At 53.4% G+C, this 19131-nt stretch carries 17 protein-coding genes and 1 tRNA gene; 11 read left to right on the top strand and 7 right to left on the bottom strand.

Features of this window, described 5'->3' with window-relative positions:
• Positions 1–10: 10 nt before the first annotated feature.
• From Q9292_RS08115 to Q9292_RS08125, 3 genes are all read left to right on the top strand, one after another.
• A complete protein-coding gene (locus Q9292_RS08115) occupies positions 11–454 on the top strand; it encodes a DUF2147 domain-containing protein (RefSeq protein WP_313986663.1) in 444 nt (147 codons plus the stop codon).
• A gap of 137 nt (positions 455–591) precedes the next feature.
• Entirely contained in the window at positions 592–2058 is a 1467-nt protein-coding gene (locus Q9292_RS08120) for a sodium:solute symporter family protein (RefSeq protein WP_194748382.1), read from the top strand.
• Between the two features lie 155 nt (positions 2059–2213).
• Complete coding sequence (locus Q9292_RS08125; protein WP_194748383.1) at positions 2214–3665, top strand: sensor domain-containing diguanylate cyclase; 1452 nt, start codon at positions 2214–2216, stop codon at positions 3663–3665.
• Positions 3666–3675: 10 nt separating this feature from the next.
• On the opposite strand, the gene mutM is transcribed toward Q9292_RS08125, so the two are convergent.
• Genes mutM through Q9292_RS08150 form a run of 5 tightly spaced genes read right to left on the bottom strand, consistent with a single transcriptional unit; the run spans position 3676 to position 8594 of the window.
• On the bottom strand, positions 3676–4530 hold the full coding sequence (gene mutM / locus Q9292_RS08130; protein ID WP_313986667.1) for a bifunctional DNA-formamidopyrimidine glycosylase/DNA-(apurinic or apyrimidinic site) lyase: 855 nt from the start codon (positions 4528–4530) through the stop codon (positions 3676–3678).
• A gap of 1 nt (position 4531) precedes the next feature.
• Complete coding sequence (locus tag Q9292_RS08135; protein ID WP_313986670.1) at positions 4532–5428, bottom strand: DUF4340 domain-containing protein; 897 nt, start codon at positions 5426–5428, stop codon at positions 4532–4534.
• Between the two features lie 33 nt (positions 5429–5461).
• A complete protein-coding gene (locus tag Q9292_RS08140; protein ID WP_194748386.1) occupies positions 5462–6856 on the bottom strand; it encodes a GldG family protein in 1395 nt (464 codons plus the stop codon).
• Positions 6857–6886: 30 nt separating this feature from the next.
• Positions 6887–7630: an ABC transporter permease gene (locus tag Q9292_RS08145; protein ID WP_194748387.1), complete on the bottom strand. Its 744-nt coding sequence runs from the start codon at positions 7628–7630 to the stop codon at positions 6887–6889.
• Positions 7631–7652: 22 nt separating this feature from the next.
• Positions 7653–8594, bottom strand: coding sequence for an ATP-binding cassette domain-containing protein (locus tag Q9292_RS08150; RefSeq protein ID WP_313986673.1), 942 nt, complete (start codon positions 8592–8594; stop codon positions 7653–7655).
• 284 nt (positions 8595–8878) lie between these two features.
• On the opposite strand from Q9292_RS08150, the gene Q9292_RS08155 reads away from it, so the two are divergent.
• The 8 genes from Q9292_RS08155 (at position 8879) to pth (ending at position 16253) form a co-directional block, all read left to right on the top strand.
• Positions 8879–10585 (top strand): tetratricopeptide repeat protein, encoded by a 1707-nt coding sequence (locus Q9292_RS08155; protein ID WP_313986676.1) that lies wholly within the window; start codon positions 8879–8881, stop codon positions 10583–10585.
• A gap of 7 nt (positions 10586–10592) precedes the next feature.
• Positions 10593–11219, top strand: coding sequence for a lipoprotein insertase outer membrane protein LolB (lolB, locus tag Q9292_RS08160; protein ID WP_313986679.1), 627 nt, complete (start codon positions 10593–10595; stop codon positions 11217–11219).
• Between the two features lie 116 nt (positions 11220–11335).
• Complete coding sequence (locus tag Q9292_RS08165) at positions 11336–12772, top strand: carbonic anhydrase family protein (RefSeq protein WP_313986681.1); 1437 nt, start codon at positions 11336–11338, stop codon at positions 12770–12772.
• Positions 12773–12810: 38 nt separating this feature from the next.
• Positions 12811–13713 carry a 4-(cytidine 5'-diphospho)-2-C-methyl-D-erythritol kinase gene (gene ispE, locus Q9292_RS08170; protein WP_313986684.1) on the top strand — a complete coding sequence of 301 codons (903 nt, stop codon included), beginning with the start codon at positions 12811–12813 and terminating at the stop codon, positions 13711–13713.
• Positions 13714–13725: 12 nt separating this feature from the next.
• Positions 13726–13802, top strand: a tRNA-Gln gene (locus Q9292_RS08175).
• A gap of 124 nt (positions 13803–13926) precedes the next feature.
• Positions 13927–14862, top strand: a complete 936-nt coding sequence (locus tag Q9292_RS08180) for a ribose-phosphate pyrophosphokinase (protein WP_194748486.1) — start codon at positions 13927–13929, stop codon at positions 14860–14862.
• Positions 14863–14972: 110 nt separating this feature from the next.
• A complete protein-coding gene (locus tag Q9292_RS08185) occupies positions 14973–15581 on the top strand; it encodes a 50S ribosomal protein L25/general stress protein Ctc (protein ID WP_194748393.1) in 609 nt (202 codons plus the stop codon).
• Between the two features lie 99 nt (positions 15582–15680).
• Entirely contained in the window at positions 15681–16253 is a 573-nt protein-coding gene (pth, locus tag Q9292_RS08190) for an aminoacyl-tRNA hydrolase (protein ID WP_194748394.1), read from the top strand.
• A gap of 38 nt (positions 16254–16291) precedes the next feature.
• On the opposite strand, the gene katG is transcribed toward pth, so the two are convergent.
• Complete coding sequence (katG, locus tag Q9292_RS08195; protein ID WP_409934488.1) at positions 16292–18499, bottom strand: catalase/peroxidase HPI; 2208 nt, start codon at positions 18497–18499, stop codon at positions 16292–16294.
• 223 nt (positions 18500–18722) lie between these two features.
• On the bottom strand, positions 18723–19076 hold the full coding sequence (locus tag Q9292_RS08200) for a hypothetical protein (RefSeq protein WP_313986694.1): 354 nt from the start codon (positions 19074–19076) through the stop codon (positions 18723–18725).
• Positions 19077–19131 lie beyond the last annotated feature (55 nt).

Raw genomic sequence — 19131 nt, forward strand, 5'->3', positions numbered from 1 at the left:
GGAGTACATGATGGCATCCCCCACGAAGCTACTTGTTGCAGTATTGATGATGTTACCCATGGCCTTGCAGGCAGCCGACTTGAGCGGTCTATGGCAAACGACGGACGATAAAACCGGCAAACCTCGCTCACTGGTACGCATTGCCGAATCCGGCGGGGAATACCATGCCGTTGTCGAAAAAGGCTTGCTAGCCACAGACACCGGCGATGCGGTGTGTGACAAATGTACCGACGAGCGTAGAGGGCAAAAAATCATAGGCATGACCATCGCCAAACACCTCAAAGCCGGTAGCAAGCCCCATGTGTATGAAAATGGCGAGATTCTGGACCCGGAAAACGGCAAAACCTACCAATGTAAAATGACATTGAGCCCTAATGGCAACGAACTGGAGGTGCGTGGCTTTATCGGGATTTCACTGATTGGCCGTTCGCAAACCTGGAAACGGGTGGAGTAGTGGCTATCAAACGTGCAGATTTGTAAAAAAGGCCTGATTTTCGGGCCTTTTTTACTACAGCCAGATTGAGAACCCCTGTGTAGGCCAGGTTTTGTTTTAAAATCGGCGTTTTGCAACTGACTCAAGGGAAACGGACTGTGCTGATCTGGTTTGTGGTGGCGTACTTACTTGTCTCTATCGGGATAGGCCTGTTCGCTGCCAGGAATGTACATAGCACCAAGGATTATGCAGTCGCTGGCCGCCACTTACCCTTGCCGGTGGTGACCGCCACCGTATTTGCCACCTGGTTTGGCGCAGAAGCGGTCTTTGGCGTGTCCGCCACCTTTGTGCGTGAGGGCTTGACCGGGGTGGCCGCAGACCCGTTTGGCTCCAGCATGTGCCTGATTCTGGCCGGGATTTTTTTCTCCAGCCGCCTGTATAAACTCAACATTCTGACCTTGGGCGACTTTTACCGCATGCGCTACAACCGTAGCGTAGAGGTGCTGACCACCCTGGCCATCGTCGTCTCCTACATGGGCTGGGTAGCGGCACAGATCAAAGCCCTGGGCCTGATCTTTAACCTGATCAGTCATGGCGCCATTTCAGAGCAGGCAGGCATGATGCTGGGGACGGCCATTGTCCTCACCTACACCACACTCGGCGGGATGTTGTCTGTGGCTATCCTCGATTTTGTGCAGATGATCGTGGTCATTGGCGGCCTGCTGTTTATCGCTTATCTGGTTTCCGGCCAGACCGGCGGCATCGCGCCAGTCATTGCCCATGCGCGCGACGCAGGCAAGCTGCATTTTTTCCCGCAAAGTACAGACTGGAGCGTATGGCTGACCTTTATGGGGGGCTGGCTGACCATGATGCTGGGCTCTATCCCGCAACAAGATGTGTTTCAACGCATCACCTCGGCAAAAACCGGGAAAATCGCCTTGTGGGGCTCGCTACTGGGTGCCAGCATTTATTTCTGCTTTACCTTCGTGCCCATGTTTATTGCCTATGCCGCAACACTGATAGACCCGGCGACTTTTGGCACCTTGGTCGCCACTGACTCGCAACGCGTGCTGCCGACGCTGGTGTTAACGCATACCCCCCTGCTGGCGCAGGCCATCTTCTTTGGGGCAGTGCTGTCTGCCATCATGAGCTGCTCGTCTGCCACCTTGCTCGCCCCCTCAGTCAGCTTTGCCGAAAACGTGGTCAAGGGCTTTATGCCACAGATGAGCGATCATCACTTCTTGCGCGTGATGCGCTTGTGCCTGGTCGGCTTTGCGGCCATGGTGCTGTTTTATGCCCTTAACTCTGAACTGTCTATTTTTGGCATGGTAGAAAGCGCTTACAAGGTAACGCTGGCCGGGGCCTTTGTGCCGCTGCTGTTTGGTGCGTTTTGGAAGCGTGCCACCAGCCAGGGGGCGCTGGCTGCCATTTTACTGGGCATTACCAGCTGGATCCTGATAGAGGTGATGGTCAAGGACAGCCTGATTCCGGCACAATTGATCGGTCTCATGGTCAGTACCGTCGCCATGGTCATCGGCTCCCTGTTGCCACAAAAACTGGGCGGCACGCCTGCCCCTGCCGCTGGCTACTTACATGAACATGCTGCCAGATCCCATCCGCACTAGCCTCGCCATACACCATGGTGAATCATTCATGCCAATTGTATGAATACGGCATTAAAAAGCGGACTATTCAGCCGAACAGTAGAATGGGGATTTTGTGATAATCCACAGTTATCTCAGCCTTTGGCTGTTCAAGCATCTTCAGGTCATTGGTCGTTATGGTCGTAAACAAGCGTTTCTATACCGTTATTCTCAGCGCGATTGTGCTGGCGGGGTTTGTGGCGACCAGTCTGATCGGCTATTTCGTGGCCAAGGACTCGCTGACCGAGCGCTTGGAGCAGGAAATGCTGCCGCTGACCAGCGACAACATCTACTCTGAAATCCAGCGCGACCTGCTGCAACCCTTGCTGATCTCTTCGCTGATGGCGAATGACGTATTTGTGTTTGACTGGGTCAATGATGGTGAGCAGGATGCCAGCAAAATGACCAGTTACCTGGCACAAATCCAGAAAAAATATAACACCATCACGGCATTCTTTGTCTCTGACAGTTCGCTGAACTACTACCACCCCACCGGCGTGATCAAGCGGGTTTCAAGAAGTAATCCGGACGACAGCTGGTATTTCACGGCCAAAGATTCACCGCATCCTTATGTCATCAATATTGACCGCGATACCGCTGACCACAAACGCCTCAGCATTTTCGTCAATTACCGTATCGAAGATAAATCCGGCAAATTTATTGGCGTGATCGGTGTCGGCCTGTCGTTGCAGACGGTGGTCGAACTGATAGAAAACTACCAGAAACGCTATGGGCGCGAAATTTATTTCGTCAATCGCCAGGGCGAGGTAATGCTGCAAAGCAGCCATTACCACTCCGAGTTACACTTGCAAAACAAGTCTGGCCTGGACAAAGCGTTTTTGAAAGTGCTGACCTCGCCCAGCGCATCATTCTCATTCAAAGCCAACAATGGCAGCATGCTTTATCTGAATAGCCGTCTGGTGCCGGAGTTTGACTGGTATCTGATTGTGGAGCAAGTGAACGACCCAAGCTCCGAGCGTATTGAAACCGCGTTTATGATTAACCTGGCCGTGGCGCTGGTGATTAGTGCTATTGTGTTGTTCCTCGCGCATGTCGCAGTACGCGGTTACCACGACAAACTGGAGACCATGGCCACGCAGGATAAACTGACCGGGGTCACCAGTCGCCAGGTATTTGAGTTTTACTTCAAGCAGGCCGTGGCCCGCCGTAAGCGCCGCGATGAAGCCTTGTCACTGGTTCTGATTGATATTGACCTGTTCAAGCAGGTGAATGACACCTATGGCCACGAAGCAGGTGACCGTGTGCTGTCTCGTGTGGCACAACTGATCAAATCGCATGTGCGCGAAGAGGATGTGGTGTGCCGTTGGGGCGGTGAGGAATTTTTACTGTTGCTGTCGGGATGCAATATGCAGCATGCGCGCGACATCACCGAGTTGATCCGTTCCGCGGTGGCCGGATTGCAGTTTCACTTTAGCAACCAGGTGGTACATATCACGGTGAGTGCTGGCGTGGCCGAGATGCACAATGATGAAACGCTGGGACAAGTGGTTGAACGGGCTGACCATCATTTGTATGCCGCCAAACGCGCCGGGCGCAACTGCATCCGGCCAGATACGGATGAAGCCTAAGGCTGCTTGATCAAGGCTTTATCAAGCCTAGATCCGCTGGTCTGGGCTGACAATGCGCACAATAGAACGTTGAACGTTGCCCCAGGCGGATATTCTGAATCGGGCGGGCGCATATACGGCAGGGCTCTCCGGTGCGTCCATAGACCGTATAGGTCTGCTGGAAATAGCCTGGATTGCCGTCTGCGCCAAAAAAATCGCGCAAACTACTGCCCCCCGCCGCGAGTGCCGACTGCAACGTCGCCTTGATTTCTTGTACCAGCAAGGCACACTGCGCCTCGGTCAACGCCTTGGCAGGCGTTTCGGGATGAATCCGGGCTCGGAAGAGTGATTCACTCGCATAAATATTGCCGACCCCCACCACCAGATGTCCATCCATGATAGTAGTCTTGATCGGCGCATTGCGCGTGCGTAATTGCTGGTAGAGATATTGGGCGTTAAATCCAGCCTCAAGCGGCTCCGGTCCGAGACGGTTCAGCAGCGCATGTTGCAGTGGATCCTGCCCCAGCCACAACACGGCACCAAATCGGCGCGGATCACGCAAACGGATCACCCGGCCATCGGTAAAACGGATATCAAAGTGATCATGTTTTTCTGCGGGGAAATCGCGCTCAAGCAAGCACAGGCGGCCAGACATGCCCAAGTGTAATAACAACACGCCCGCGGTCGCATCGGTGCCGATCTCGGCAAGAATATATTTTGCCCGGCGCGTCAGCTTGAGCAAGCGCTGCCCTTGCAGGTGCTGCGGCAAGTCGGCAGGAATCGGCCAGCGCAAGCCATGATGCCGTATGGTGACCTGTTCAATCAACGCGCCCTCTACCGGCAACAAGCCGCGGCGCGTGACCTCAACCTCGGGTAATTCAGGCATGCTACTTCTGGAGATTGATGGGCGGGTTCACCATGGTAAAGCCCGTGTCGTTACTAAAGTGATAAATAATGCCTTCATCTGGACGTGCCAGTTGGTACTCAGGCGATTCCTGCAATTTTTCAAAGTGGATTTTCTTGCCATCCCGCAGCAACACCTCAAAAGAAGGATAAGTTTGCTTGCGGTCTGGGGTGTAAAATTCGACCGAGACCGCCTGCGCCTGCACCCAGCTAAAATCCATCCACTCATTCAACTCATTTTGCGTGGGTTTGGCCTTGGGGTCATTCACCGCCCATTTGCCGTCAGTCGCCAACTGCACTTTCAAGGCATTTGCTTCCCACTGCTCCAGATGCCCCAGGTCAAAGCCAGCCAACTGTTTGCGCTCAGCGGGTGCCAAAGGCATTTTATCGACCATCTCAATCGGTTGGGTAGACGCGGCCTCGCTATACTGACCAGCCAGCAAATACACCTGTCCGGCATAGCCCACATACTGTTCCTCGGTTACCGGATTATAGGTGCCAAAACTAAAAACTTGGTCGCCTTTGGCGCCGGACAGCGTCAGCTTCAACATGGGCTGATCCAGACCATATTTAGACGCATCCTGTAGTGGCAACCTGGTGGCCGTGGTAGCGGCGATAATCGAAATGATGCGCTGCACCGAGGCCTGGTCGGCACGCGCCGCATAGGGTTTACGCATCATCCAGTAGCCATTCTGCTTTTCAAAGACCGTGGGCGCTTTGGCCGGAAATTCGGCTTTGACGGCATCAAAGTCTGCCATCTTGAGCGTGGAGACTTCAAACTTGGCCGCGGGCGCCTGCGCTTGCGGTTGCAAATGCAAAAACACCGCAATGCCCACTACCACCGCCAGTAACAACAGATTCAATAACCATCTTTTTTTCATGACTGCCCTACTCCACCCTCAGCTCACCAGGCATTAAGCCTTGCGGCGTCTCCACCACAAGAACAAACCTGCCACAAACAACCCGACCGGAATGAAATACTGGAAGGCATGAAAGACGCTCCAGGCCACCAGCCGTCCCTGATCAGTGGCGGGAATCGTGACGTTGATATCCTTGAGCGGCATCGGCTGAATGGTGATCAAACGGTCATCGCCTGCCAGCCAGTTGATGATATTGATGCCCAAATCGAGGTTGCCACCGTTGGTGATAAAAGTATTGGCCAGGAAGTTGGCATTGCCTATCACCACGACGCGCTGGCCTTTTTTGCCATATTGGCGCTCTAACGCCACGCCCACATTGATCGGACCGGCTTTATCCTTGCCTTGATCAAAGCGCACCTTGAGGTTCTGTGCTCCGGCAGGAATCTTGTCAGACTCCAGCCAGCCATTCGGTGCCACATCAATCAGGCGCCCGACTTTCCAGCCCAGATCATCCGAGGCCTGGCCATCGACTTCGTGCGCTTCCGGGAACACGGTACGCAGCATAAAGTTGCGAGTGATCGGATGATCGCCATACAGGCTGGCAAACGCCATTTTCGGATCGGCACCATACTGCTCGGCAGCGCGGTCAACCACAATCCCCGCAGACACTTTGATACCCAGATAGTCAGCCACTTCTTGCAAGCCATGCAGATTATCGTCATCCAGCAGCCACAACACGTTACCGCCTGCCTCAATATACGCCTTGATTTTTTTGGCCTCTACCGCAGAGATATCCACTTGCGGTGCCGCAATCACCAGCATGGCGCCATTGGCGGGTACGTCCTGGGCAATAGTCAGATCCGGGTTGGCAAACTTGAAGCCCTTGCTTTCCAGTTGCTTGCCAAACTCACCCAGGTCATGATTCTTGACGCCCTGCAGCAGACGCTCACCATGGCCATCCAGATACATGACTGGCTGGTTGTTGGTACGCGACAGGCGCACTAGCAAATTGGTCATTTCCTGCTCGGCAAACGGTGGTGTGATATGTTCACTGCGCTTGTTGTATTCAACGATGGTTTCACCGTCAACTTTTACCCCGGCCTCCTGCGCCATCTTGGGCTCTTCAGACGGGTTGATAAACTTGATGAATACATTTTTCTTTTCGCGCTGGTAGCGTGCAACAAAATCCAGCATGCCTTTACGGAAAGTGTCGCCGTTGTTGGCGTCATCATTGGTGGCAAACACGGTGATATTGATGTCGCCATCCATCTGCTTGAGCACATTGACACTGCCCTGGGTCAGGATGTTGCGGTTGGCCTGGGTAATATCCTTGGCCCAGCGGTATTGGCTGGACAAGTAGCCCAACATCACCACCAGCGCCAGAAACACCAGCACAAACATCCAGTTTTGTGCCAGCAGCTGCCATCTAAACTTACTGTTAATTTTCATAGTGCTTTCAAACTCGACAACAACGCGGGCTTAGCCGCGTAAACGATCTGCATCCAGACGACGAATCGTCAGGGTAATAAAGGTAAGAATAAACAAGCCAAAATAGGCCAGGTCAGCCGTATCAATCAAGCCACCGGCAAATGACTGAAAGTGACGCATCAACGAAAACTTGAGCATGGTGCTGGTCGGGTCGCCGGCAAAAAAGCGGTCCAGAATCATGAGCACAAACAAGGCAATAAAACTCAAAATGCCGGCAATGATCGGCTGTGCCGTCAAGCTGGAGAAATACAGGCCCAGCGCGGCAAAGCTGGAGACCAGCAGCAACAGCCCCAGCGAATTGGCAAAAATATAGCCAAAATCAATATCTGACCAGATATTCAAGGTTGTCAGCATCACGCCGATGTAAACCACCAGAATGCTCAGGAACACCACCAGGCCTAAAAACTTGCCCATCACAATTTCGCTGATGGACAACGGCGCACTGAACAAAAATGGCAGTGTCTGGCTGCGGCGCTCCTCTGAAATCAGGCGCATGGAAAGCAAAGGCACGGCAAATAACATAATGAAGGAGGCCAGGCCGTAGACAGTTTGCCCGACAAACTGCGTGACCCCAATCCGCTCGGCCGGTCGGATGGAGCCGGACATGACTTCAAAGTAATTATTCACGCCATTGAGGTAGTAAGTGCCAAACGAAAACGTTAGCAGGGCCAGAATAATCCACCCCATGGGCGAGGCGAACATACTCTTGAGTTCTTTTCTTGCAATATTCAACATACTTTATGCTCTCTAAATCGACTTAAGCTGCTTTTGCAACGTCTGCCTCGTGATAAGTCAATTGTACAAACACATCCTCAAGGCTGGTTTGATCGGGCGCAATGTGGAACAGGCCCCAGCCTTGCTGCACAGCCGCCTGCACAATCGCTTCGTGCGGCTGGCTGCCTTCATGAAAACGGATCCGCCACATGCCCTCGGCAGGCTCAACTTCAGCCACGCCTGCAATTGCAGCCAATTGTGCTACTGGCGGCGGGTTACGCAGGCCAACCAGTAATTTGTTACCAATACGCTGCTGCTTGAGCACATCAATGCCGCCATTAAACACCAGCTTGCCCTTGTCAATAATTTGCACGTGGTCACAGACCATTTCCACTTCGGGCAAAATATGGGTAGAGACGATGACGCTGTGTGCCTGGCCGATTTCCTTGATCAAGGCGCGGATATCACGAATCTGGATCGGATCCAGGCCCACGGTCGGCTCGTCCAGAATCACTACCATGGGGTTATGAATAATGGCCTGGGCAATGCCTACGCGTTGCTGATAGCCGTTGGACAGGTTTTCGATCAAGCGTTTGCTCATGTGGGTCAGGCCACAACGCTCTTTGGCATGTTCCACCGCTTTTTTAATGTGTTTGCCAGAGACGTTGTGCAGTCTGGCCGCAATGGTCAGGTACTCGTCTACCGTAAACTCTTTATATAAAGGGCGCATTTCCGGCAAGTATCCGATCAAGGCTTTTGCCTCTTTGGGCTGCTCTATCATGTCGATGCCGCAGATTTTGACGCTGCCTGCACTCGGCGCGAGGTTGCCCGTCAACATTTTCATCGTGGTGGACTTGCCAGCGCCATTTGGCCCCAAAAAGCCCAGCACCTGGCCTTGCTGCAGGCTGAACGTCACATCACTGACGGCGGCACGTCCGCCATACAAACGGGTCAATTCAATTGCTTCAACTGTCAAATTTGCCATGATTTCTTCACATACCTCGCGACTGGGAAAGATGCTTTCAAGCCTGACTTTACAACGCCAGACCGCAAATCCCTAGACAAATATTTCACCAAAAAGTTATAGTGCTGTAGACGACGCTTTCACCTGTGTTTAAACGCCAATTACAATTTAGTTACAAATCGCACATTATGGATGAACTTGCAGCAACTGTCACGGACTAAACTAAAATTCCAGACGGATTAAGCGCCCCTTCTGCCCCAGTGACGACATCATTCATGCAACCTCTTTTTAAACAGGAATCCAGTATGCCTCTTACCCGCCGCCTCAACTTGAAAACCCCGTCATTACGCCGTCCGACACTGGCATTATGGCTGGCGTTGATGAGCAGCCCGGCCTGGTCTGCCAGCGGCACCCCCACCATTACTACCCCCACCGCAGAGTTTGTCTACAAATACCTGCTCGGTGAAGTGGCCGCGCAGCGTGGCGAATTTGTACTGGCCGGGCAGCTATTTCTGGATTTGGCCAAGCAAACGCGTGACCCTTTGCTCGCCGAGCGCGCCACACAGGCGGCAACCATTGCCCGCACACCGCAGTTGGCATTGCCCTCTGCCGAATTATGGTCTGAGCTGGCCCCGGATTCTATTCCGGCAGCCCAAACCGCCAGCCAGTTGCTGATTGCCAATGGCAACCTCGAAAAAGCGATTCCACAGATCCAGAAAGTGCTGGCCAATGAAAACATTCGTGCCAATGCCTTTATGGAACTCAATAGCCTGATGGTGCGCATCACCGACAAAACCAGCGTGCTCAAAACCATACAACAGCTGGCCAAGCCTTATCCCAAGCTGGCTGAAGCCCACTTTGCCATTTCGCAAGCCGCTTACTTTGCGCACGACGAGAGCCTCATGAAAGCGGAGCTCAAACAAGCGTCCAAGCTGCGCCCAGGCTGGGAACCGCCCGCGCAGATTTACGGGCAAATGCTGATGGAAAAAGATGTCCAGAAAGGCATGGCATTTTACCGCGACTTTTTAAAGACCTATCCTGAGTCCGATCAGATTCGCTTATCGTTAGCGCGCGCCTTGCTCTTGCAAAAAAATACCACCGAAGCCAAGGTAGAGTTCACCAAGCTGCTCGAACGCCACCAGAACAATCCTGACATGAACGTGATTGTGGGCCTGCTGGCACTGGACGCCAAAGAATACACTTTCGCCGATCGTTATCTGGAACACGCGCTCGAAGTCGGCTTCAAGGAGCCGAACAAGGTCTACTTCAACCTGGGCCGCTCAGCCATCGAGCAAAAAGACGATGCACGCGCTTTGCAATGGTTTGACAAAATCACCGATGGCGAACAATACCTGGCCGCTCGGATGGCCGCCGCCGGCATTATTGCCCGCCGAGACGGCGTCGATGCTGCGATTACCATGCTGGACAATGTGGATGGCCTGACGCCTGAACAACAGGCGCTGGTGATTCAAAACCAGGCACTCATGCTGAGCCAGGCCAAACGCGGCGATGAAGCCTACACCCTGCTTGAAAAAGCCGCCAAAACCTTCCCGGAAAGCCCCGAGTTGCAGTACGACTACGCCCTAAGCGCCGAGCGCAAGGGTAAATATGACATCATGGAAGACACGCTGACCCGGGTCATTAAAATGAAGCCAGACTTTGCCGCGGCCTACAATGCGCTAGGCTATTCCTATGCAGACCGCAATATCAAGCTGATTGAAGCGAAGAGCCTGATTGAAACCGCCACCAAGCTCTCCCCGGAGGATCATTACATCATGGACAGTCTGGGCTGGGTCTATTTCCGTTTGGGCGACTTGTCGCGTGCCACCGAAGAGCTACGCCGCGCCTATGCGATTCAGCAAGATCCTGAAATTGCGGCCCACCTGGCCGAAGTCCTTTGGAAACAAGGCCAGCGTGAAGAAGCACAACGCATTCTGGATCAGGCCTTGTCGGCCAACCCCGGCAACGAGATTCTGGTCGCAGTCGCGCAAAAACTGAAATCCGCCCTGTAGTGTTTGTATGCCGTCCACATCTGCGCTAGCGAGGCTGGCCCAAGCTTTTGCCATCTGGTTAGTACTAAGTCTGCTGGCAGGCTGTGCCAGCCAGGCCGTCGCCCCTACTCAAACCAGCGTGCCACCCGCCGCCCAGCACAGGTTTGCCACACTGCAAGCCGTGCAATCCTTTGACGTGGAGGCGAAGCTGGCCGTGCAATATGCGGGCAAGGGCTACACTGCCAGGCTGGAATGGCAACACAGCCCGGCACTGGATACCCTGCGTATTTTTAGCCCGCTCGGCCAGCAAGTAGCCCTCATCGAGCGCAGTGCGCACAGCGTCACCCTCACCGACCAAAGTGGCAACACGCACCAGGCGGCAGATGTTTCCAGCCTGACAGCGCAGTTGTTAGGCTGGCGCCTGCCTTTGACCGGGTTAAGCCAATGGATTTTGGGGGCTCCGCACATCAATAGTCCGTTCCAGGCCAGCTATCTTGCGCAGGGTGAACCTGCCCGCCTCATGCAGGACCAATGGCAAATCGATTACGACGATTACCGTGAGGTTCAATTGCAAGGCGTGCAGTCATCCCTACCGCACATCACACGCTTGCAGCAGCAAGATGTCCGGCTAAAGCTGGTCATTCAACACTGGTAAGCTACCCCACGCAGCAATGACGGCGCGGATCCGCGCCGTCATTAACACGCAAAGCATACGGGCCCCTTAACAGCTTTCGCGTTAAAGATTCAGGCCATGCCGTCGATAATGCCAGTATGCGCTGCAATCTGTTTACCCCTCTCTCGTTTCGAATTTGGCTGCTGGCCTGCCTGTGGCTGGGCCTGAGTTTGCCTGGGTACAGCGTGGCCGCACAATGGCTGTCGATCAAAAAAACGGACGATAGCCAACTCATGATAGACAAGCAGTCCCTGCTCGAAGAAAAACCCTATGTCAAAGCCTGGATCAAGGTCGATTACCGCCAACCTCAAAAAAACATAGAGTCTGTAGACCGCGTTTACACCCATGCAAAAGCGCTCTGGTACTTTGATTGCGACAAGCGCAAGGCAGCGACCATCCAGGTGTTCCAGTACGAAGGGGAAGAGCTGGTCTACTCTGCGGGCATTACTGCCAAGCAGGCAGATTTTATTGAGCCCTTGCCGGATTCCGAGGTAGAGATCACACAGCAGTACGTCTGCAAGTGGCAGAACAAAGAGAAGCAGCGCGCTGAAGCCGCAGCCAAACGTGCCGCCAACCTGGTCATGCCTGCCGTTGCCAGCAGCAAAGACAAGCCCGCTGCACCAGATAGCGTCGCCGAGCCTGCCCCTGCACCAGATGCAGCACCTGCCAAACCGGCCGACAAAAAGGCTGACGGCAAGCCAGCTAAAGACGCAACGGCTACAGAAGCCAATGCGACTAAATCCAAGGAAACCACTGCCAAGTCCAAAGAAGACGCTGCGAAAACGGGCAAGCCTGAAAAAGCAGAAGCAGCAGCAGCTGATCATCAGAAACCTAAAGACAAGAACAAAACCGGTGCCGCGGATGATAAGTCCTGGGCCTACAGTGGTGAGCACGGTCCAGACAAATGGGGCAGTCTGAATCCTGAATTTGCCGTCTGTAATGCAGGTAGCCAGCAATCGCCTATCCACGTGGATAATACGATCACAGCCGCCCTCAAACCGATCAAGCGACTGCAAAAATTCCCGATCAAGAATATTGCACTCAAGGACCACAGCCTAGTATTGGATGCGGGCAGCGGCAACATGATGGTGCTAGACCAGAAACCCTACCAGCTCAAATACATTAGTGTGCATATGCCCGGCGAACACCAGGTCAAACAGAAGTCCTATGCCGCCGAGATGCAAATGGTGCATGAAGACAAAGCCGGACACCGTGTGATTATTGCCATCATGATAGAAGAAGGGAACGCCCATGCTGGTATAGAGAAGCTGTTAGGCAGCCTGCCCAAAGATAAAGAGCAAAGCAAACCGCTGACCATCCGTGTGACACCGGCCGACCTGATGCCCGTCAAGCCTGCCTACTACCGCTACAGTGGCTCGCTGACAGCCCCGCCCTGTACTGAAGGCGTGCAATGGGTGATCATGAAAGAAGCGCTCAAGGTTTCCAAGTTCCAGTTGGCCAGCCTGCAACAAGCCATCGGTGCGCCCAACCAGCGCCCGCTGCAGGACAGCCAAGGCCGCATGGTCCTTGAATAAGCCTCCCAAGCAGGCGGGCATGCTTTACAATAGCGGCCATGCATACCTTGAGCTACCCTGCCCCCTGCAAAATCAACCTGTTTTTGCACATTACTGGTCGCCTCAGCAATGGCTACCATACCCTGCAAAGCCTGTTTTTACTGCTAGACCACGGCGACACCTTGCACATCCGCCCGCGTCAGGACGGGCAAATTCTCCACATGAATCCCATGGCTGGCGTCCCGGCCGAACAAGACCTTAGCATCCGTGCTGCCCGCCATTTACAGCAAGTCAGCGGCTGCACTCTGGGCGCCGACATTGGCTGTGATAAACGAACGCCCATGGGTGGGGGATTAGGCGGCGGCAGCTCGGATGCGGCCACCGTCCTCATGGCACTCAACCAGCAATGGCAGTTGGGCTACACCCGGCAGCAGTTGATGCAGATTGGCGTTAGCCTGGGTGCAGATGTGCCCGTCTTTATCTTTGGCCAGCCCGCCTGGGCCGAGGGTATCGGCGAACAATTATCTGCGGTTTCACTGCCACCCCCACTACTCGACCAATATTACGTGGTACTCACGCCGCAGGTGGCCGTGCCCACCGCACAAATTTTTGCACATCAAGCATTGACAAGAGACTCGAAACCATTGAGAATAGCGGACTTTTCAAACGGCGCTAATTCCAGCGCGTTCTGGCAGCAAGCCAGAAACGATATGGAAGCGGTTGTTTGTATGCTTTATCCTCAAGTTGGCGAAACGCTGGCCTGGTTAAAACAATACGGCGATGCCCGTATGAGTGGTTCCGGCGCTTCAGTGTTTGTGGCCGTGGATAGTGCAGAAAAAGCGGAGCAGTTAATTGCAAATAGACCAGAAAACACTTCTGGTTTTTGGGCAAAAGGGTTAGAATATCATCCGCTTTTTGCTTCGGTCACTGACGGTGACCAAGCCACACAACAAGTGTGTTAAAGACAAGTTTTTTGGGGAGTCGCCAAGCTGGTTAAGGCACCGGATTTTGATTCCGGCATGCGAAGGTTCGAATCCTTCCTCCTCAGCCAAACATAAGCGTGTAGATTTTACGATTTACACGCTTAAATTTTTTATAGCGCCCAGCCAAGCGCATGGGCGCAGGTTTCAAGACATCGTCATCGCAAAAAGGGTACAACGTTGAGTAACGCCAACATGATGGTATTTACCGGCAACGCCAATCCGGTACTGGCACAAGAAGTGGCTCAGCATTTGGGCATTGAATTGGGGCGTGCCGATGTCGGCCGTTTTTCTGACGGTGAAATCATGCTGGAACTGCTGGAAAACGTGCGTGGCCGCGATGTGTTTGTGCTGCAATCCACGAGCTACCCGACCAATGACAGCCTGATGGAAGTCATGGTCATGGTGGATGCACTGCGCCGCTCATCCGCCGGCCGCATTACCGCTGCCATTCCTTATTTGGGTTATTCACGCCAGGACAGACGCCCACGCTCTGCCCGTGTTGCCATTACGGCCAAAGTAGTGGCCAACATGCTGACCAGTGTCGGTGTGAACCGTTTACTGACGATGGATTTGCACTCTGATCAGATTCAGGGCTTCTTTGATATCCCGGTCGACAATATTTATGCCACGCCGATTTTGCTTGATGATCTGGTCACGCTGAATCACGAAAACCTGGTCGTGGTCTCGCCAGACGTGGGCGGTGTGGTGCGCGCGCGTGCTGCGGCCAAACAGCTGAATGCGGATTTGGCAATTATCGACAAACGCCGCCCCAAGGCCAATGTGGCCAAGGTCATGAACATTATCGGCGAGGTTGAAGGACGCACCTGCGTCATCATGGACGACATGGTGGACACCGCCAACACCTTGTGTGAAGCTGCCGCTGCCTTGAAAGATCGCGGGGCGACCAAGGTGGTGGCTTATGCCACCCACCCGGTCTTGTCCGGGGGCGCGGGTCAGCGCATTTCTGCTTCAGCACTGGATGAGCTGGTCGTTACCAACACCATCGCGCTGAATGCAGAGGCGCAAGCCTGCAGCAAAATCCGCCAACTGAGTGCGGCGCCATTGCTGGCAGAAACCATCAAACGGATTAGCCAGGAAGAATCTGTGTCTTCCCTGTTTATGGATTAACCCTCCATCAACCAATTCTGAACGCATGAATTAAGTTTTTGTGCTGCAAGCTGGTCGCGGCTTGCAGTTTTTAGTGCAGTACCGCCTTCGGGCGTTTTTAGGAGTCTCATATGAGTATCGAAATTAAAGCCGTCAAACGTGACGTTAAAGGTACGGGTGCGAGCCGCCGCCTGCGTCGCGCTGGCAACGTGCCTGGTGTTGTTTATGGTGGCGATCAAGCTGCTGTGTCTATTGAGTTGGACCACAAAGAATTGTTCATGCAATTCCGTCACGAAGCGTTCCACGCTTCCATCCTGAGCCTGGTGCTGGATGGCAAGGCTGAAAGCGTTTTGTTGCGTGACTACCAACTGCACCCAGTACGCAATACCATTCAGCACATCGATTTCCAGCGCGTATCCGCGACTGAGAAAATCCACGTGAAAGTGCCTTTCCACTTTGTGAACGAAGAAGTGGCTCCTGGTGTTAAAACAGGCGGCGGCAGCATTTCACACATCCAGACTGAAGCTGACGTTAGCTGCCTGGCTAAAGATTTGCCAGAGTTTATCGAAGTGGACCTGGGCAACCTGGAAGCGGGTCACGCCATCCACCTGTCAGAAATCAAACTGCCAAAAGGCATTGAGTTTGTACAACTGGCTCACGGTGATGACGCGGCTGTGGTTTCCATTGCCAAACCACGCGGTGGTAGCGACGAAGCAGCAGAAGAAACCCCTGCTGCGTAAGTGGCTCAGGCGGTTATCCGCTACAATGAACGCGCACAGTCATGTGCGCGTTTTTTTTGGTGCGTATCGCACCCTCCTACATTTGCTTAGCGTGTGAATATGAGTGGAATAAAACTGATTGCAGGCCTTGGTAACCCTGGCGATAAATACACCATGACCCGACACAATGCGGGCTTCTGGTTTGTAGACCTGCTGGCACAACAATCCGGTAGCCGCCTGACGGCCGAGGCCAAACTGTTTGGTATCGCCGGCAAATGGCAACCGCATGGCGACAAATGGTTACTGAAGCCAACCACGTTTATGAACGCCAGCGGCAAAGCTGTCGCCGCCATCGCCCATTACTACAAGATTTCCCCGGCCGAAATTCTGATCGTGCATGACGAACTGGACTTGCCGCCTGGCCAGGCCAAGCTCAAGTTCGGCGGCGGGCATGGCGGCCACAATGGCTTGCGTGATATTCATGCCGCACTTGGCACCCCGGATTACTGGCGTTTGCGTATCGGTATCGGCCATCCGGGCAACAAGGCCGAAGTCGTCAATTTTGTCTTAAAAGCAGCAGGTAAAGAGGAGCAGCAGGCGATAGATGACAGCATCATTAAGGCCACCACGGTTATCGATCTGCTCGCCCAGGGCGAATTTGAAAAAGCCATGCTGCAACTGCACAGCAAATAAAAAAGGGCGCACATGCGCCCTTTGACTGCTTGTCTTCCCTAAAAGCGGTCTGCCTCCATGACCTTGCTCCATGCCTGCACAAAATCTTTGATCAGCTTTTGCTGACCATCGTTTGCCCCATACACCTCCGCCACCGCCCGCAATTCGGAGTTCGAGCCAAATACCAAGTCCACAGGTGTCGCCGTCCATTTCAACTGTTTGGTTTTACGGTCTAAGCCATCATAGGCGCCATCGGTTGCAGACTTTTTCCACTCCGTAGACATATCCAGCAAGTTCACAAAAAAGTCATTACTCAATGTGCCTGGCCGAGTCGTGAAGACGCCCTGCTTGCTACCATTGGCATTAGCATCCAGCACACGCATTCCGCCCACAAGGACCGTCATTTCTGGTACCGTCAGGTTTAATGTCGTAGCTTTCTCAACCAGCATTTCTGCCGGAGACAACCGGCTGTCAGCACTATAGTAGTTACGGAAACCATCCGCGCTAGGCTTCAGGTAATTAAACGATTGCACATCTGTTTGCGCTTGTCTGGCATCCATGCGGCCAGGTTTGAATGGCACATTGACCTTGATGCCAGCCTTCTGTGCCGCCTGTTCAACGGCAGCATTGCCGGCCAGCACAATTACATCCGCCAATGAAACCTGCTTGCCTCTGGATAATTTGCGGTTGAATGTCTGCTGCACTTGCTCCAGCTTTGCCAGTACTTTTTGTAGCTCAGCCGGATTATTGGCTTCCCAGTCTTTTTGCGGTGCCAGCCGCACCCGGGCACCGTTGGCGCCCCCACGCATATCCGTACCACGGAAAGTGGAAGCTGAAGCCCACGCAGTCCTGACCAGCTCAGGCCCAGACAAACCACTGGCCAAAATCGCCGACTTGAGCAGGCTGATCTCTTGCGCATTGATAAGCAGATGATTCAGTTCCGGGATAGGGTCCTGCCAAATCAGAATTTCTTTTGGCACCTGTTTACCCAAATAGCGTGCACGCGGCCCCATATCGCGATGTGTCAGTTTAAACCAGGCCTTGGCAAACGCCAGCTGATACTCTTCGGGATGCTTCCAAAACCGCATGGCAATCTCTTTGTACGCTGGGTCGGTTTTCAGGGCAATATCGGTGGTAAACATAATGGGCGCGTGTTTTTTGTCTGGATCATGCGCATCAGGCACAAACTTGACTTGATCTGCATTTTTAGGCTCCCATTGAATCGCCCCTGCCGGGCTTTTGGTTTTTACCCACTCCATGCTGAACAGATTATCCAGGTACTGTGTCGTCCACTTGGTTGGATTGACTGACCATGCGCCTTCGAGGCCGCTGGTCACAGTATCGGCGCCATGACCACTCCCACATTTGTTTTGCCAGCCCAGGCCCTGCGCCTCTATTGCTGCCGCGGCCGGCTCTTTACCGACACACGCCTCTGGCTTGTGTGCCCCGTGTGCTTTACCAAAGGTATGGCCCCCGGCAATCAACGCGACCGTCTCTTCATCGTTCATCGCCATCCGGCCAAACGTTTCACGGATATCTTTGGCCGCGAGCATCGGGTCAGGATTGCCATTCGGGCCTTCGGGATTCACATAAATCAAGCCCATTTGCACCGCGGCTAATGGTTTGGCCAACTCACGCTGCCCAGAATACCGCTTGTCTTCAAGAAAGGCTTTTTCTGGCCCCCAATTGACAATTTCCGCCTCCCAGTCGTCCGCACGTCCGCCAGCAAAACCAAAGGTTTTAAAGCCCATGGACTCTAACGCGACATTGCCGGTCAAGACCATCAGGTCTCCCCAAGACAGCTGGCTACCGTACTTGGCTTTGACAGGCCACAACAGTCGACGCGCCTTGTCCAGGTTGACGTTATCCGGCCAGCTGTTCAATGGCTCAAAACGCTGCTGGCCACCATTCGCTCCGCCACGACCATCAAATACGCGGTAAACGCCAGCACTATGCCATGCCATGCGGATGAAGAAAGGTCCATAATTTCCATAATCCGCCGGCCACCAGTCTTGTGAAGTCTTCATGACTTGTTCAATATCTTTTTTGACAGCTTCAATATCCAACTTTTGGAATTCCTGGGCGTAATTGAATTGCGGCCCCATCGGATTCGACTCAAGCGCATTCTGTCGCAAAGGCCTCAGGTCCAGTTGTTCCGGCCACCAGAACTGATTGTTGCTTTCCGACATGGCAACAACCGGGGTAGAAGAAAAAACCGTTGCCATGACCATGGCGACTGCCGACAGAATAAGTTGATTCTTTTTCATCATCTTTTATGCTCCTTTGATCCAAAAAAACCTGGCCACCACTGTAGATGCCCTCGGTCGTTCATACGCAAAGATAGATAGCCAATGGCTGCTTGCGTCTTTTTTTAGCTTACTGTGAGTAAAATACTGTCCGGCTCGGAAAAATCACGTGCCCTACAGTCAGAAAATCAATGATTCCCCAGCCAGCAACATCCTTATTGCCAGCCAGGGAAACCCGCTTGGTCTAATTCAATTTAGAAGCATTATCAGAAGTGGCATGCAGTGCTGGCTGCGCTTGGCGGGCATTTAACTGGCGCTCGGTAACGCTTTGGATAAACCCATTTTTCGCGACATCGCCATTGGCGACAGTGCCGAGGGTTACTTGGGTCTGGCGTGGGAAGATGCCGAGGATACTGCGGGCACCGATTGCGAGCGACTGATCAACATTCGGCACTTCCCCCGCAGGTACGGCCGTCACGCGTTCAAATCTGCTCAAAATCGTATTCACACCAATCGCCAGGTTACTATCGGCAGTGACTTCGCCCGCAGACGCAGACATCGCAGCAACCATCAATGCACTAGATACAATCCATTTCATTTCAACCTCCTAAATTAAGAAATAGCATTTCGCTATGGCTGCCATTTAATCGCTT

This window comes from Methylophilus sp. VKM B-3414, assembly GCF_032248435.1.
Taxonomy (GTDB): Bacteria; Pseudomonadota; Gammaproteobacteria; order Burkholderiales; family Methylophilaceae; genus Methylophilus; species Methylophilus glucosoxydans.